Annotated in this window: 14 protein-coding genes; 8 read left to right on the forward strand and 6 right to left on the reverse strand. The window is 65.6% G+C overall.

The features are described from left to right. Positions 1 to 574: 574 nt before the first annotated feature. A complete protein-coding gene (locus tag ACRWQA_RS17110) occupies positions 575 to 730 on the forward strand; it encodes a hypothetical protein (RefSeq protein WP_434232085.1) in 156 nt (51 codons plus the stop codon). Positions 731 to 733: 3 nt separating this feature from the next. Here ACRWQA_RS17110 and ACRWQA_RS17115 read toward each other — a convergent pair whose 3' ends face one another. Then, positions 734 to 5,071 (reverse strand): DEAD/DEAH box helicase, encoded by a 4,338-nt coding sequence (locus tag ACRWQA_RS17115; protein WP_434232086.1) that lies wholly within the window; start codon positions 5,069 to 5,071, stop codon positions 734 to 736. 80 nt (positions 5,072 to 5,151) lie between these two features. Further along, positions 5,152 to 6,060 (reverse strand): LysR family transcriptional regulator, encoded by a 909-nt coding sequence (locus ACRWQA_RS17120; protein ID WP_434232088.1) that lies wholly within the window; start codon positions 6,058 to 6,060, stop codon positions 5,152 to 5,154. Between the two features lie 106 nt (positions 6,061 to 6,166). Between ACRWQA_RS17120 and trpB the strand changes: the two genes are divergently transcribed. Together trpB and trpA are read left to right on the forward strand one after the other, a co-directional pair. Then, positions 6,167 to 7,372 (forward strand): tryptophan synthase subunit beta, encoded by a 1,206-nt coding sequence (trpB, locus tag ACRWQA_RS17125; RefSeq protein ID WP_434232091.1) that lies wholly within the window; start codon positions 6,167 to 6,169, stop codon positions 7,370 to 7,372. 20 nt (positions 7,373 to 7,392) lie between these two features. Next, on the forward strand, positions 7,393 to 8,214 hold the full coding sequence (trpA, locus tag ACRWQA_RS17130; RefSeq protein WP_434232094.1) for a tryptophan synthase subunit alpha: 822 nt from the start codon (positions 7,393 to 7,395) through the stop codon (positions 8,212 to 8,214). Positions 8,215 to 8,312: 98 nt separating this feature from the next. Here trpA and ACRWQA_RS17135 read toward each other — a convergent pair whose 3' ends face one another. The 3 genes from ACRWQA_RS17135 to ACRWQA_RS17145 form a co-directional block, all read right to left on the reverse strand. Beyond that, positions 8,313 to 8,951 carry a LysE family translocator gene (locus tag ACRWQA_RS17135; RefSeq protein ID WP_263582718.1) on the reverse strand — a complete coding sequence of 213 codons (639 nt, stop codon included), beginning with the start codon at positions 8,949 to 8,951 and terminating at the stop codon, positions 8,313 to 8,315. Positions 8,952 to 9,002: 51 nt separating this feature from the next. After that, positions 9,003 to 9,629 (reverse strand): LysE family translocator, encoded by a 627-nt coding sequence (locus ACRWQA_RS17140; RefSeq protein ID WP_434232096.1) that lies wholly within the window; start codon positions 9,627 to 9,629, stop codon positions 9,003 to 9,005. Between the two features lie 131 nt (positions 9,630 to 9,760). Then, positions 9,761 to 10,657, reverse strand: a complete 897-nt coding sequence (locus ACRWQA_RS17145) for a LysR substrate-binding domain-containing protein (RefSeq protein WP_434232099.1) — start codon at positions 10,655 to 10,657, stop codon at positions 9,761 to 9,763. Positions 10,658 to 10,817: 160 nt separating this feature from the next. On the opposite strand from ACRWQA_RS17145, the gene ACRWQA_RS17150 reads away from it, so the two are divergent. The 4 genes from ACRWQA_RS17150 to ACRWQA_RS17165 all read left to right on the forward strand — a co-directional run bounded on the left by ACRWQA_RS17150 (position 10,818) and on the right by ACRWQA_RS17165 (position 14,679). Further along, the gene (locus ACRWQA_RS17150; protein WP_434232102.1) at positions 10,818 to 11,513 is read left to right on the forward strand and encodes an FMN-dependent NADH-azoreductase; all 696 of its coding nucleotides are present in this window, start codon (positions 10,818 to 10,820) and stop codon (positions 11,511 to 11,513) included. 132 nt (positions 11,514 to 11,645) lie between these two features. Further along, positions 11,646 to 12,599 (forward strand): LysR family transcriptional regulator, encoded by a 954-nt coding sequence (locus ACRWQA_RS17155; protein WP_263582714.1) that lies wholly within the window; start codon positions 11,646 to 11,648, stop codon positions 12,597 to 12,599. Between the two features lie 215 nt (positions 12,600 to 12,814). Next, the gene (locus tag ACRWQA_RS17160) at positions 12,815 to 13,393 is read left to right on the forward strand and encodes an NADPH-dependent FMN reductase (protein WP_263582713.1); all 579 of its coding nucleotides are present in this window, start codon (positions 12,815 to 12,817) and stop codon (positions 13,391 to 13,393) included. Positions 13,394 to 13,440: 47 nt separating this feature from the next. Further along, positions 13,441 to 14,679 carry an MFS transporter gene (locus tag ACRWQA_RS17165; protein WP_434232106.1) on the forward strand — a complete coding sequence of 413 codons (1,239 nt, stop codon included), beginning with the start codon at positions 13,441 to 13,443 and terminating at the stop codon, positions 14,677 to 14,679. 74 nt (positions 14,680 to 14,753) lie between these two features. Here ACRWQA_RS17165 and ACRWQA_RS17170 read toward each other — a convergent pair whose 3' ends face one another. Continuing rightward, on the reverse strand, positions 14,754 to 15,494 hold the full coding sequence (locus ACRWQA_RS17170; RefSeq protein ID WP_434232109.1) for an SDR family NAD(P)-dependent oxidoreductase: 741 nt from the start codon (positions 15,492 to 15,494) through the stop codon (positions 14,754 to 14,756). 114 nt (positions 15,495 to 15,608) lie between these two features. Here ACRWQA_RS17170 and ACRWQA_RS17175 point away from each other — a divergent pair, with 114 nt between their 5' ends. After that, complete coding sequence (locus ACRWQA_RS17175; protein WP_434232112.1) at positions 15,609 to 16,226, forward strand: TetR/AcrR family transcriptional regulator; 618 nt, start codon at positions 15,609 to 15,611, stop codon at positions 16,224 to 16,226. Positions 16,227 to 16,242: the final 16 nt, after the last annotated feature.

The following is a 16,242-nucleotide window of genomic DNA, read 5'->3' on the forward strand; positions in this document are numbered from 1 at the left end:
CTATCAAGCCAGCCCTTGTTTATTTTAATGATGGAATCGTGAGCTGGTCAGAGAACTGACCCGGGGAGAATAAACCGAGGACAAAAGAAATAAATCCGGAGGGTTACGCAAATTTAAATACTGTTATTACTTAGTCATTGCTACGAACAGGGCATCCGTAAAACTACGCAAGAGCAGCCTGGGTATTAGCCAGAAGTATATACTTGGAAATATATTTCACTAAATACGATAAAAAAGCAATATCGCATACGGTGCCAGTACTGCTATTGGCTATAGGTGGCATGGAACAGCCAGGCTACACAGCACCCGTCCCTCTCTCCCGTAACGGAGCTACGCTAGCCAGCCTTCCAGCAGCCCTGGAGCGACTCGACAGCGGGCCATTGGCAAGGTCGTGGTACGCGCCTAGGAGGCTGGCGGCCGGCTTATAGCGAAGCGTTAAAACTTAATCGCCAGTCATGAGTCAAAACATTTGTCGGCCAGCGAGAAAACTGCCACCCTCAGTTTGTCGGCACACTCTCGTAGGGACAGTGAACGTCCCGAGGGTCGCCCCATCCACCCACAGGAGGACATGCACATGGGTTTCATCGAGACACTGACCGTGGGCGTGGCCGCAGTGGCATTGCTGGCCCTGACTCACACCATGGCCAAGCAGCGGCGTCCCATCCGCAAGGAAGCGCGTATCGAGGAGCATGAGCGCAAGCCTGACCGGAATCGCATGCGGCGCGACTGATCGTCAGCGCATCGTGAGCGCAGCCCCTGGCACCTCGGGTGCCGGGGGTTTTTCGTGCCCCGGCCCCCGCCGCAACTGTTGCTGCACCTGCCACTTCTCCTTGGCGGGTAGCGTCTCGAGTAAGTGCACCTCGCCGTTCTGCAGCACCGCCTCCGGCACGCCGTCGCGATAGAGCAGGCGATTGCCCGAGACGGCCGGCAACCGCGTGCCGGGCGTGAGAATGCCCATCAGGTTGAGCGGGTCGGCGGCGGCCACCACGACTCGCGTGGCATCCGGTTCGCGCCGCCGCATGGCCTTGAGCCCTCCCACCGCCTCGGCCAGGGCGAACTGCTCACCGGCAAACTGCTGCACGAAGCGCCCGCCGCGGATCTCGCCGCGCGCCTCCAGGCGACGATAGACATACAAGAGTTCGCGCCACGGCGGCAGCGCCGGCTCCCGCTCGATCACACGGCGGAACACCACGCCGTAGCGCTCCAGCAGCACCCAGGCGATATGCTCCAGGCTATCCATGTCGGTCGTGATGCGCCGCTTCCCGGCGGGCGGCTCACGCTCGGGAGCCGGCAGCCACGACCAGCGCCCGGCGGCATCCACACCCGGCGCATGACGCCGCCGCCGGCGTCCACTCGCTGCAATCGGCGGACGCTTGCTGGCCGGGGCGATCAGTGCACGCAAACCGGTGAAGCTGTCGGAAGTCACCAGGCCCCAGGAAGCCAGCTCGCCCAGCGCCTCTTCGACCTGAGTACGCAACATGCGCGTGGGGCCGAGCAGGTCGGCGAAGAACATTGCACCGCCGCCCTGCAAGGCCTCCAGCACCCGGCGCGCGCCGCCGGAGAGCGGCAGAGTATCGAGTTCAGGGGCCGGCGCGGCCTCGCGCCAGTCGGGCAACGCCTGGCGATCGATCAGGGCAACTGGAGTGTTGCGCAGCGGCCCGGGGCGCTGGCGCTCATCGCCCTCGGCGACTCGGGGCGGCAGCAGGCGCAGCCAGATGAAGCGTCCGCTGGCGAGCAGCTGGTCGAGCATGTGCGGGGTGAAATCGGCCACCCGCGCCGGCAGCACGTCGCTCTCCCAGGCACCCGCAGCGACGGGGAATCCCTCTAGACGCTCTACCGCCCCTGCCAGCGCCTCGGGACCTTCCGGCCGTTCGGTCAGACCGTGCCAGTCGAGCAGGAAACGCAGGTAGTGCTGGATACTCACCGGCTCGATCTCGGCGCGGCGGCGGTCGATGGCATAGCGATGCATGCGCGCCAGCAGGCGCCGTTCGCACCAGGCCACCTCGCTGCTCCCCAGGAAAGCGCCCTGCAACACGAAGCCCTCGACCTCGAGGCGTGCCAGCGCCGCCATGGTGCGCTCGAGGGGGATGCCCAGCGATGCGCCCAGGCTTGCCGCCGTTACCGGCCCCAGCGTTTCCAGGCGCGAGCGCAGCAGCTCGATCAGCGCCTCGTCGGGCGTTTGCGGCGCCTCGCCCACCGCCGCGATGGGCGGATCGAACACGGCCTCGGGATGGATCGCCAGCAGCTCGCCCAGGCGCTCCGCCGCCAGCCATAGCGGCTCGCCGCCAAGCGGAGTGACCAGGGTGGCACGCCACGACTCGGCGAGCGACTCGAACCAGGGCCGCCAATCAGCGTCGGTCTCGCTTGCGGCAATGAAGCCGCTCATGACCAGGGCATCGTGCAGCTCGTCGGCATCGCGCGGCGCGGGCCAGGCCTCCTCGCGCACGCGTGCGACCACCTCGGGGGCGTAGCGCGCCGAGGCGGCAGCATCGGCCACATCCATCGCGTCGCCGGTGCGCACGCTGAGCGTGCGCCGCTCCTCCTGGGCGCCATCGTCGAGGAAAGCATAGGGCCGCGCGTTGACCACCTCCTCCGACAGTGGCGAAGGCACGGCCAAGTCGCGCCCGCTGACGCTTATCTCACCGGCCTCCAGTCGCACCAGCAAGCGCTCCAGCGCGTCGATGTCCATGGCGGCGGTCAGGCAGTCATGCAGGGTCTGGTTGACCAACGGATGGTCGGGTAACTCGCGCGCGCCAGCCAGGTTCTCGGCACAGGCGAGCTGGTCGGGAAAAACCACCGAGAGCAGGTCCTCGGAGTCCTGGCGCTGTAGCTGCGGTGGGCGCCGCTTGCCGTTGCGGGTGCGCGGCACGGCAAGCCCCACCGAAGCGTTCCAGCGCCAGCGCAGGCCGAACATCGGCGCATCGAGCAGCGCCTGGATCAGCACCTCGCGCACCGTCCTGCTGTTGAGGTAGCTCCATACCTCGTCGAGCGGGAAGCTGTGGGTCGGCCCCAGCGACAGCACGATGGAGTCCTCCAGTGCCGCCGCCTGCAGCTCGAAGTTGAACTTGCGACAGAAGCGCTTGCGCAGTGCCAGGCCCCAGGCGCGGTTGAGCTTGGAGCCGAACGGCGCATGCAGCACCAGGTGCATGTCGCCGGCCTCGTCGAAGAAACGCTCCAGCACCAGGTGACGCTGAGAGGGGATCACGCCGAGTGCCGCACGCGCCACGGCGAGGTAACGCACCAACTGCTCGGACGCGGCGGGCGAGAGCCCATACTCGGCTTCCAGCCACTGCTGGGCATCGCTCTCGTCGCCCTCGGCCAATTGCCGGTCGACGCCTTCGCGCAGGCGCGACACCGCCTCGGAGAGCTCCGCGGTGCGCGCCGGGGCCTCGCCGAACCAGAACGGAATGCTCGGCGGCGCACCGCGGGCGTCCTCGACATAGAGTTTGCCGGTGGCGAGCTTCAAGATGCGATAGGCCTGGTTGCCGAGCTGGAAGATGTCGCCCGGCATGCTCTCGAAGGCGAAATCCTCGTTGACGGTGCCGACGCGGATCTCCTCGGGCTGCAGGATCACGTCGTAGTCGAAGTGGTCGGGAATCGCCCCGCCGTTGGTCAGGGCAACGAGCCGCGCGTTGCGCCGCGGACGCAGGCGACCGTTGACCTGGTCGCGATGCAGGTAGGCGCCGCGCCGCCCGCGCCGGGTGGTATAGCCGTCGGCGAGCATCTGCACCACCGCGTCGAAGCCTTCCTGCGTCAGCGCCCAGTAGGGCCAGGCTTGACGGATGCGTTCGAACAGTTCCGCCTCGCCGGTCTCCCCCGCCCCGGCGACCTCGGCGACGATCTGCTGGGCCAGCACGTCGAGCGGCCCTTCGGGGATGTGCAGCCGGTCGAGTTCGCCGGCCTGTACCGCGCCCATCAGTGCCGTGCTCTCCACCAGGTCGTCGCGGGTCAGTGGGAACAGCCGCCCCTTGGGCACGCGCCCCACGCCATGGCCGGAGCGCCCTACCCGCTGCAGGAAGGCCGACATCGAGCGCGGCGAGCCGAGCTGGCAGACCAGATCCACCTCGCCGATATCGATGCCCAGTTCCAGCGAAGCGGTGGCCACCAGCGCGCGCAGCTCGCCCTGCTTCAGGCGCTGCTCGGCATTCAGCCGATGCTCGCGGGCCAGACTGCCGTGATGAGAGGTCACCCACTCCTCGCCCAAGCGGTCGGCCAGGTGCCTGGCCACCCGCTCGCAGACGCGCCGGGTATTGGCGAAGATCAGCGTGGTGCGATGCTCGCGCACCAGCGTCGCCAGGCGGTCGTAGACCTCTTCCCACACCTCGTTGGCCATGATCGCGGTAAGCGGCGAGCCGGATACTTCGATGGCCAGGTCGCGCTCGCGCACGTGGCCAGTGTCGATGATAGTGCAGTCGGCGCCGCCAGTGAGAAATGCCGCCACCGCCTCGACCGGCTTCTGCGTGGCCGAGAGCCCGATGCGCTGCGGCGGCTGCGAGGTCAGCCCCGCCAGACGCTCCAGCGACAGCGCCAGGTGCGAGCCGCGCTTGGTGCCGGCTACCGCATGGATCTCGTCGACGATCACCGAGCGTACGGTCGACAGCATGCGCCGCCCCGACTCGGAAGTAAGCAGCACGTAGAGCGATTCCGGCGTGGTCACCACAATGTGCGGCGGGCGCTTGCGCATGCGCTCGCGCTCCGACGAGGTGGTATCCCCGGTACGCACCCAGGCGCGAATCTCCGGCGCCTCCCGGCCATCTGTCGAGAGCGCCTCGCCAATACCGGCGATGGGCAGCTGCAGGTTGCGCTGGATGTCGTTGGACAGCGCCCGCAGCGGCGAAACGTAGAGCACCACGGTCTCGTCGGGCAGCTCATTCTCGAGCCCGTGGCGCACCAGGGCATCGATAGCGGCGAGAAACGCCGCCAGCGTCTTGCCCGAACCGGTGGGTGCGGCGATCAGCACATGGCCGCCCGCGCCGATGGCCGGCCAGGCGCGCGCCTGCACCTCGGTGGGCACACCGAGATCGCGTTCAAACCACTGGCTGACGGCGGGGTGAAAGACATCGAGCGGCATGGGCGCTCCGGGATATCGCTTTCCTACAACGTAATCGAGGGTTGGGCGAAACGCGACGCCCTTCCCCGGGAAGAAGGCAATTACTGCGGCGAGAGCATGTCGTTCAATTCACGCTTGAGCCACTCGATGAGCCGAATGCTGCTCCGCTGATTGCCGCTGGGTGAAAGCCACAGGCATAGCCGAGCGGGTGTCTCGACGAATCCCCACGGTGCCACGAGGCGTCCCTTACGCAGGTCGTCCTCGACCAGCAGCCGGGGCGCTATCGCCACGCCCAATCCCGCTACCGCCGCTTCTATCAGATAATAGAGATGATCGAAGCCCTGCCCCTCGGCCAGCGCCCGGTCGAGGCGTGCCGGGTCGAGCGCCTGTGCGTGTGCCCACTGCGGCCAGGCCTGCGGCCGCGAGGCGGTATGCAGCAGCTTGGCGTTGAACAGCGTTGCCGGCTGCGCCGGATCGAATTGAGTGGCCAACTGCGGGCTCGCTACCGCGCAGATGTGCTCTGCGGCAAGCTCATGCACCTCTACCTCAGTGGGCCACGGCGGTGCGGAAAAAATCAGCGTCGCGCTAATCTCATCCTGCCCAGGCGTGAACTCACCCTCGCCCGATACGACATGCAGCTTGAGTTCGGGCAGCTCACCATGAAGATGATCGAGCCGGGGAATGAGCCAGCGCGCCAGGAGGCTGCCCGAACAGGCGAGGATGAACGGCGTCCCCTCGACGTCACGCTTCAACTGCGCACAGCTCTCGCGCAGGCGGACGAATGCCTCGCCAACGCCGCGCTGTAGCCGCTCCCCGTGACTCGTGAGCTCCAGGCCTCGACCCGCCTTCTCAAACAGCGCTACGCCGAAGTGTTCTTCCAGGCTACGCAGCTGACGGCTGACCGCACCGTGAGTCACGCTGAGCTCGTGGGCAGCAGCCGTGACGCTACCCAGCCGCGCGGTAGCCTCGAAAGCGCGCAGCGCGCTGAGGGAAGGCATGGAATTAAGCATTGATCTGTGATCCAGGCTCACATGTAGCGGCCATCTTATCGATTTTTAGCCGCCTCTGTCTGCGCTAGCTTCGTTGAATGTTCTCCCATGACCTTCGAGGCAACCCATGAACGAATACTCGATGCAGCCTGACGCCAATGGCTTGTTCGGCCGCTTCGGCGGTCGCTTCGTGCCAGAGACGTTGATGCCGCTGATTGCCGAGCTTCAGGCCGAATACGATGCGGCCCGGCAGGATACCGAGTTCCAGCACCAGCTCGCCTACTTCCAGCGCGACTACGTTGGCCGGCCCAGCCCGCTCTACTTTGCCGAGCGTCTTACCGAGCACTTCGGCGGCGCAAGGATCTATCTCAAGCGCGAAGAGCTCAACCATACCGGCGCGCACAAGATCAACAATTGCATCGGCCAGATCCTGCTCGCCAAGCGCATGGGCAAGACACGCATCATTGCCGAAACGGGCGCCGGCATGCATGGCGTCGCCACCGCCACCGTAGCGGCGCGTTTCGGCATGCCCTGCGTCATCTACATGGGCTCGACCGATATCGAACGCCAGCAGCCAAACGTGTTTCGGATGAAGCTGCTCGGCGCCGAGGTCATTCCGGTGACGACGGGTACCGGCACGCTCAAGGACGCGATGAACGAGGCGCTGCGCGACTGGGTCACCAATGTCGATGACACCTTCTACATCATCGGCACCGTGGCCGGGCCGCACCCCTACCCCGCCATGGTGCGTGACTTCCAGGCGGTGATCGGGCGCGAGACCCGCGCGCAGATCCTCGAGAAGGAGGGGCGTCTACCCGACTCCCTCATCGCCTGCATCGGTGGCGGCTCGAACGCCATGGGGTTGTTCCATCCCTTTCTCGACGACGAGACGGTCGAGATGATCGGGGTCGAGGCCGGCGGCAAGGGTGTCGAGACCGGCATGCACGCGGCGAGCCTCACCGGCGGCGTGCCAGGCGTACTGCACGGCAACCGCACCTACCTGCTGCAGGATGGGGACGGCCAGATCATCGACGCCCACTCGATATCCGCCGGGCTCGATTACCCTGGCATCGGCCCGGAGCATGCCTGGCTGCATGAACGGGGACGCATCGACTACGTCTCGATCACCGACGACGAAGCGCTCGAGGCGTTCCAGAGCTGCTGCCGTCAGGAGGGAATCATTCCAGCGCTCGAATCGGCCCACGCCCTGGCCGAGGTCGCCAAGCGAGCACCGACACTGCCCCGCGACCACATCATGGTGGTCAACCTGAGCGGGCGAGGCGACAAGGACATGATGAGCGTAGCCCACCATCTCGGCGAGAAATTCCAATGAACGCCGCCAAGGAGAGCCCCATGAACGATGCCACTCGCCTCGACCAGTGCTTTGCCGCGCTCAAGGCGGAGGAAAGGCCGGCCCTGGTGACCTACGTCACCGCCGGCGACCCCGACTTCGAGACCTCGCTGGAAATCCTGAAGGGGCTACCTGCAGCAGGCGCCGATGTGATCGAGCTCGGCATGCCATTCAGCGACCCCATGGCCGACGGACCCACGATCCAGAAGGCAGCGCTACGCGCCCTCGAGGGCGGACAAATCATGCCCCGGACGCTCGAGATGGTGCACGCCTTCCGCCAGCAGGATACACAAACGCCGCTGGTGCTGATGGGCTATTACAACCCCATACACCGCTACGGTGTGGCGCGATTCCTGGAGGATGCGGCCCGTGCCGGTGTCGATGGCTTGATCGTGGTCGACCTGCCACCCGAGCATGACGACGAGCTGTGCCTGCCAGCCAAGGAGCACGGCATTGCCTTCATTCGCCTCGCCACCCCGACCACCGACGCCAAGCGGCTCCCACGGGTCTTGGAGAATGCCTCGGGCTTCCTCTATTGCGTCTCGGTGAACGGCATCACGGGCGGCAGCGCCCCGGCGCTACAGGACGTAGAGCTTATGGTGGGCCGGCTGCGCGAGCATAGCCGCCTGCCGATTGCGGTCGGCTTCGGCATTCGCACTGCCGCACAGGCGCAAGCGATTGGCCGATTCAGCGATGCCGTTGTGGTCGGCTCGGCGCTGGTGGAAGGCATCGAGGACGCCGAGACACGGCGCGGCGCCGTCGAGGCAGTTCATGGCCTGGTTCGTGAGCTGGCCGCAGGCGTGCGTCGAGCGGGCAAGACCTAGAGCAGGCCCTAACGCAGAGCATGACCGAGTAGAGCACAGCGCACCGAGGCCAGGCCGGACACCTAAGCGAGCCGCGGCGGCAATGGACTACCCAGCCCCTAGACGCCGTGGCGCGGCTCCGCAGCCAGCTTGGCCGCCATGCCGGCCAGCACGCCGCCCATGACGTAGCGCTGCACGGCCAGCCAGGTCGGGCGCTGCTGGAACCAGGTGGCGATACCCGCCGCCGACAGGGCAATCGCCAGGTTGACCGTGAAGCTCACCCCGATCTGGGTGAAGCCCAGCACCAGGCTCTGGAGAAAGACGGGGCCATGCTCGGGAGAGACGAACTGTGGGAAGATCGCCAGGTAGAACACGGCGATCTTGGGGTTCAGCAGGTTGGTCAGGAACCCCATCAGGAACAGCTTGCGAGGCCGGTCCGCAGGGAGTGAGCGCGCCTCGAAGGGCGAGCGCGCGCCTGGCCTGACGGCCTGCCAGGCCAGGAAGAGCAGGTACAGCGCGCCAAGCCACTTGAGGATCTCGTAGGCCAGCGGTATGGCCAGGAACAGAGCGGTCAGGCCGACGGCCGCCGCCAGCATGTGCACCAGGAAGCCGGCCAGCACGCCGAATAGCGAGATCACGCCCGCGGTCCGCCCCTGGCAGATCGAGCGCGAGATCAGGTAGATCATGTTCGGCCCCGGCGTCAGCACCACGATCAGGGCGGCCATGGCGAAAAGCAGCAGATCGGTCAGCGGTATCACGACGTTCTCCCTCCCCCTGTCGGACGAATGGCATTCAGCACCGGAGATTCCTCAGGCCGGCCGTCTGGCCATTAGCGCCCATACCCCCGCGGCCGAAAGCAGCGAGCCGCCCATCAGATGGAAGCCGCGCTGGGCACGTGGCGTGGAGAGCAAGCGGCGTGCGGTGGCGGCAAAAAGCGCGTAGCAGCTGGCGTTCAGCGTGGCCAGCGTGACGAAGGTGGCGGCCAGCACCCACAGCTGCGGCGTCAACGGAAGCTGCGGGTCGAGGAACTGTGGCAGGAAGGCCACGAAGAACACGATGCCCTTCGGATTGAGCGCTGTGACCAGGTAGGTATTACCGAAAAGCTTCCAGCGCGACACGGACTCCGTCGAGGTAAGCACGACACTGGTGCTCGCCCCGGCACGCAGCAGCTTGATACCCAGGTAGAGCAGGTAGAGTCCACCGACCCACTTGACCGCGGTGAACCAGAACGCCGAGGTGGCCAGCAGAGCACCGAGGCCCAGCAGCGACATCGCCAGGGCCGTGGAATCCCCCAGGGCGACGGCGGCCACCAGCGGCACGTTGGCACGTCGCCGAGAGGCCAGCGAGTAGCTCATCACGGTGAGGATCGTCGGCCCAGGAATTGCCAGCATCACGGCGGAAGCGGCGACGAAGGCCAGCCAGAGCTCGATATTCATCTGCGTGGTCTCTCCATTGGCGGGGGCCGGATCGACGTCACGTGAACTGTCATGCCGGCACATTGCACAAGATGCCCCGTCCTGCCCTACCCGGCAAGTACGAGAATGCGAACTGGCTCCACGGAGGACATTCAGCCCATAGCGCCCTGATGGGCAAAGGCCGCCCGCAGCCACTCGGCCACCCGCTCCAGGGCAACGTGGCCGGCGAAGCGTCCATGCCTAACCAGTTGATAGCGAAGCCCCGGCAGCCGCGGGCCGAAGGGCACCTGCAGAATGCCGCGCTCGAGTTCCGCCTTCACCAGGGTAAGACTCAGCAGCGCCACGCCCTGGCCGGCGATGGCGGCCTGGATCGCATGGCTCTCCTCGGAGAAGGTCAGGCTCGCGCCCAGGTCGGCAGTGGTGCCGCCCGCCGCTTGGCACCAATGATGCCACGAGGGCAACCCCAGCGACGGGCTGTACCAGTCGAAGACGATATGCCGAACGCTCTTCAGGTCCTCATACACGGCCAGCCCCAGCCGCGGGCTGGCGACCAGGGCGAAGGTATCGCTGGCCAGCACCTCGGCCTCGTGCTCCGGGTAGGGCCCCATGCCGTAGCGAATCGCCAGCGACGCACCGCGTGACAGATCCAGGGGAGCTTCGCTGGCGTGAATGCGCAAGTCGATATCGGGGTGCCGGGCATGGAAATCGGCCAGCCGCGGCAACAACCACTGGCTGGCGAAGGCCGGCGTGCAGGAGAGCGTGACGCTGCCGCCGTTGCCCTGCTCACGCAGCGCTTCCAACGCCTCTGCGAAGGCGTCGAAACCACGGCGCAGTACGGGAAACAGATGCTCCGCTGCTGCCGTCGGCACCACCTGGCGGATGCGCCGCTCGAATAGCGCCACGCCCAGCAACGCTTCCAACTCGCGCACCTGGTGGCTGATGGCCGCCGGTGTCACGGCCAGCTCCTCGGCGGCCTGCTTGAAGCTGCGGTGGCGCGCTGCCGCCTCGAAGGCGCGCAGTTGCGATAGTGGCAGCGTGCGTCGATTCACTGGCGTCTCCTCGTTGAGCACTCAGCCATGGCCAAGCCCATCATAGACAAGTTCAGGTATTCCATTTCACAAAAAATGGTCGTTTGTCAGCCACTCATCCTGGGTTGATTCTGACTATCACGCATCAACCAAGTTGAATTCTACTTGTCAGGAGATACCCATGACCACGCTACTTCACATCGATGCCAGCGCCCGCCCCGGCCGTTCCGGGATCGATCCCCACGGCTCCCACTCCCGTCGCCTCAGCGCTCGTTTCGTCGAGCAATGGCAAAAGGCCCGTCCCGGCGATCGCATTCTCTATCGCGACGTGGGTCAGCACCCGCCTCACCCCGTCAGCGGCGAGTGGATCCATGCCGCCTTCACCAAGCCGGAGGCGCGCGAGCCCTGGATGCACGACGTCCTGGCCGAGAGTGACGCGCTGGTCGACGAACTGCTGGAGGCCGATGTGATCGTTGCCGGCGTGCCGATGTACAACTTCGGTGTCCCGGCAGGCTTCAAGGCCTATATCGATAACATCGTGCGGGTCGGACGCACCTTCGGCTTCGATCGCTCGCGCCAAGGGCTGCCTTACTGGCCGATGCTGACCGAGATGCACAAGCGCCTGGTGGTGCTGGGCTCTCGCGGTGATTACGGCTACGCGCCAGGCGAACGCATGGCCCATACCAACCACGTCGAGCCGCATATCCGCACCGTATTCGGCTACCTGGGTGTCGAGGACGTACACGGCATCGCGGTGGAGTACGACGAGTTCGGCGACGAACGTCTGCAGGCCTCGCTGGCCCAGGCCGAGCAGGACATCGACGCGCTGGTCATGGCATGGGCGAAGAATCTCGAGGAGGATCTGGTCGACGCCTGATAGCCGACAGGCCACGCGCTGCGTGGCCTGTAACTCGTCCCGAATGGATCAAGCACTGGACATGGGCGGCCGACGTTGAGCATATACAAGAGAGCGCTATCAATTCGTAGGGAATGATCGGAGGAATCGAACATGCTGGACGGCCTGACGCTCGATCAGATGCGCGTCTTCGTCACCGTCGCCGAGACCGGCAGCTTCCGCGCGGCGGCGATGCGGCTGTCGCGGGTGCAGTCAGCGATCAGCCATGCGATTGGCAATCTCGAAGCGCAGCTTGAAGTGGAGCTCTTCGACCGTTCCGGTCACAGGCCGCGGCTCACCCCCTCCGGGGCGTCACTTCTGGCGGATGTCAGGGCGCTGCTGATCAAGGTCGACGCGGTGCGCGCGCGGGCGCGGGGGCTGGGCCAGGGCGTGGAACTGGAGATCACCGTGGCACTCGACCCACAGTTCCCGTTGCCGGTCCTGGGGCGCGCCCTCAACGCGCTTTGCGAAACCTATCCCACGGTCACCTTCCGTATTCTCTCGACGCCGCTTGGGGCATCGTTTGAAGCGTTGCTGGAAGGTGAATGCGATCTGGCGATCAGCGGAATCGACTTGATCAATCCGGCGATCGAATTGGAAGCGCTGACGACAGTCAGGCGTGCCGCCGTTGTCGCGCGAGGCCATCCGCTCGCGCAGGCGGTCGACGCACCACTCAGCACGACAACGCTCGCCGATCACATCCAGGTGGTTGGCGAAGATCCGTCTGCGCTCACAGGCAAACGCGACTATGGCGTGGTATCTCCGTCGCGCTGGCGGGTGGCGGACAACCTTACGAAGAAGACGCTGATCCTGTCGGGAGTCGGCTGGGGCAGCCTCCCGCTCTGGATGATCGAGCGCGAGCTGCACGAGGGTGATCTCGTTCGGCTTCCGGTCGCAGCCTTCTCCGAGGCCGGAGAATCAACGACGCAGACCTACCTTGCTCGTCGCATCGACCGGCCTCTCGGCCCGGCGGGCGCCGCCTTCCGCAAGGCGCTGCTGGACGCCCTACCGGGCTGCTCGTTGGAGATCGATGCAATAGCTGCGGCCCAGGATCAGTTGATCGACTGACTGCAATAGTCCAATCCGATAGATCAAGATGATCCATCTTTTGTCAGTCCCGTGAATCACAAAGCTGTGGCATAAAACTCCTACGGAAGCACCGCGCAGCTGAGCGCACAGACTCCTTCATCCCGACATCGACCACACGTCCCCCGCCAGAGCTTCGCTTCGGCGGGAACGACACGCCATTGCCCAGCGGCAGGACCAACAAAGGAGAAAAGACCATGAGTGATACGCCCATCCGCCTCGCGATCATCGTCGGCAGCAATCGTGAAGGCCGCTTCGCGCCAATGATCGGCAAGTGGTTCCTGAATCAGGTGAATGACCGGCAGGAGTTCGAGGTCGATTACATCGACCTGGCCGACCTCAACCTCCCTGCGATCCTTCCCGCAGAGCTGGATAACGACCTCAAGGCATACACCGCGCGGCTCGACGCGGCCGACGCCTTCGTGATGGTCGTGCCGGAATACAACCACAGCTATCCGGCTTCGCTGAAGCAGGCGATCGACCTCGGCTACGAAGAGTGGCGGGCCAAGCCGGTCGGCTTCGTAGCCTATGGCGGTTTCGCGGCCGGTGTGCGCGCGGTCGAGCACTTGCGCGGCGTCATGCCCGAGCTTCATGCCGTCACCCTACGCGACACGGTCAGCTTTCAGAACCCGTGGGACCAGTTCGACGAGGACGGCCAGCCACGCAATCCGACCGGCTGTGCCGCAGCGGCGAACACGATGCTGCATCAACTCGAATGGTGGGCCAAGGCGCTGCGCACCGCGCGCAACGCCGTGCCCTACACGGTCTCGGCATAAGCAAGGTGGGGAGAAAGTCACAGCACGAACACACGGAGCGCACGACGATGCCCGCAACGCAATACTCCCAATCGAACTCGCCGCGGGAGGCGGGGTGGAGCACGGTCTTCATCATCGCCGGCGCAGGCGTGGTCTCCGCCTTTCAGGTTGGCAAGGCGCCGATGGCGCTCGGCACCGTCCAGCTCGATCTCGGCCTCAGTCTCGTCGTCGTCTCGTGGCTCATATCGGCCTTCGCGATCGTCGGGGCCATTGTCGGGGCGCCGGTGGGATTGGCGGCCGACCGGATCGACACCAAGCGCATGGTGGTGGGCGGGCTGGTGCTTCAGGCGCTCGGCGCAGGGCTCGGCGGCGTTTCGACCGGCGTCGAACTGCTGATGCTCTCTCGTGTCATCGAGGGGCTGGGCTTCATGGCGGTTTTCGTGGCCGGACCCACGATGATCTTCGCCATCGTCGCCAGGAGGATGCAGGATCGCGCTATCGCGGTCTGGGCCACGGTCATGCCGGTAGGGATGACCGTGGTGATGCTCGCCGCGCCACTCCTGACCCTGCTCGAATGGCGTGGCTTCTGGCTGCTCAACTCGGCGATCCTGTTCGCCTATGCTGTCTTCTTCGTCTTCGCCATCCCGTCGCAGAAGGTGGCGACTGCCAACGTCCAGCGCATCGGCTCGCAACTGAAGCAGGCGCTCGTCGCACCTGGGCCATGGGCGCTCGCCACGATCTTCGCCGCCTTCTCGGCTGCCTTCTTCGTGGTGTTCGGCTTCCTGCCCTCACTGCTCACGGAACGGTTCGATCTCGGCCCTGAACTGGCCAGCACGGTCTCAGCCATCGCCATCGCAGCAAGTGGTATTGGCAATCTCGCCGCCGGCTTCCTGCTCGCTTCGGGCCGCCAACCACTTCATGTGCTGGCGGCGGGCTTTCTCGTGATGACGTTGTTCGGTTTCGGCGTGCTGGCTGCCGATCTTTCCTGGATCGTGATCGCCGTCTTTGCGGTGCTGTTCGCTTTCATGTCCGGCCTGATCCCGGTCGTCCTGATGGATAGCGTGCCCCGCTTCGCGCCGCGCCCTGAGCTTGTGGGAGCGACGCTGGGCCTCGCCATGCAGGGCAACAATATCGGGATGCTGGTCGGCCCGGCCGCCGGGGGCGCGCTGGCCGCAAGTCTCGGCTGGACGAGCGTGGCGGTCGCCATGGCGCTCGTCTCGATCGCCGCCGTCCTGCTGGCGCGCTCGACCTTCACGAAGAGGACAACATCCGAGCGCCAACCCGCAGGGGAAGGTGTTCAGCCATGACCGAGCAAGCGCAGGCTGCGCAATCCCCATGGCGCGAAGGCTGGCGCTTGCGACGATCGCCAACGTGGCCAAATTCAGATATTGGCACCGCCGTCGATGGTGAACTCGGCACCTGTCACCGAACGCCCTTCCGGCCCCGCCAGCCAGGCCACCAGGCCGGCCACATCGTCGGCCTTGTTGTAGCGGGGGATGGCCATGAGCCCGCGCTGGGCGTCAGAGAGTTCGCTGTCGGCGGGGTTCATGTCGGTGTCGGTGGAGCCCGGATGCACGATGTTGACGTTGATGCCGCGGGCACCGAGGTCCCGCGCCAGCCCCTTGGTCAGCCCCACCAGGCCCGCCTTGCTCATGGCATACAGGCTGATGCCGGGCCAGGGCACCCGAATGGCAAGGTTGCTGCCGATAGTAATGATGCGCCCGCCCTCCGGCATATGCCCCACCGCCGCCATGGCGGCCACTACCGGCGCCCGCAGATTGATCGCGATGGTGCGGTCCAACTCTTCAAGCGTCGCCTCCTCGATCGTCCCGGACAGGAAGATGCCCGCATTGTTGACCAGGATATCGAGCCCGCCCAGCTCGGCTACCGTCCGTTCGACGGCGGCCTCGAGCGCTGAGGCGTCACGATTGTCGGCACGAATCGCCACTGCCCGCCCACCCGCCGACACGATCTCGTCCACCACCGACTGCGCCTGGGCCTCGCCGTTGACGTAGGTCACCGCCACGCTTGCCCCTTCCGCCGCCAGGCGCCGGGCAATGGCGGCCCCTATTCCACGGCTGCCACCGCTGACCATTGCTGCCTTTCCGCTGAGTCGCTGCATGTCTCGCCTCCATTCAGGTGATTTGTGTAGTGATCGATACATAAATAACATGGCTAGACATGCGCATCGCTGTCAAGATATTTTGTAGTTATCGATACAAAAAAGGAGCAAGACATGCCCCCGCGTGGCAGACCCCGCGGCTTCGACAGGGAAGAGGCGCTACGCCGTGCCATGGAAGTGTTCTGGGCCCAGGGCTACGACAGCGCCTCGCTTGCCGACCTGACCCGGGCCATGGGCATCAACGCCCCCAGCCTCTATGCCACCTTCGGCAGCAAGGAGGCACTGTTCCAGGAGGCGGTAAAGCTCTACGTACACACGGAAGGCAGCGGTATCTGGGAGGCGGTGGAAACGGCACCTTCGGCGCGTGCCGCCATCGAACATGTGCTGCGGACCACGGCCGAGGCGTTCACTCGCGGTGCGACTCCACGGGGCTGCATGATCGTGCTTGCCGCCCCACAGATGCAGGGCGCCAATGATCAAGTCTGCGATGCCTTGAAGGCGCACCGCCAGGCAAACGGCTGCCTGCTGGAGAGCCGCCTGAAGCGTGCCGTCGAGGAAGGCGAACTGCCTGCATCGACCAACTGCCGGGCAATTGCCAATTATTACGTCACCCTGCAGCACGGCATGTCGATCCAGGCCCGTGACGGCGCCTCGCGGGAAACACTGCTCTCCATTGCCGATTGCGCCATGGCAAGCTGGGATGCGCTCACCAGCGTTTCACACGAAGCCTAGCACCTGGAGCGGCCTG

It is taken from the genome of Billgrantia sp. C5P2 (assembly GCF_051062895.2).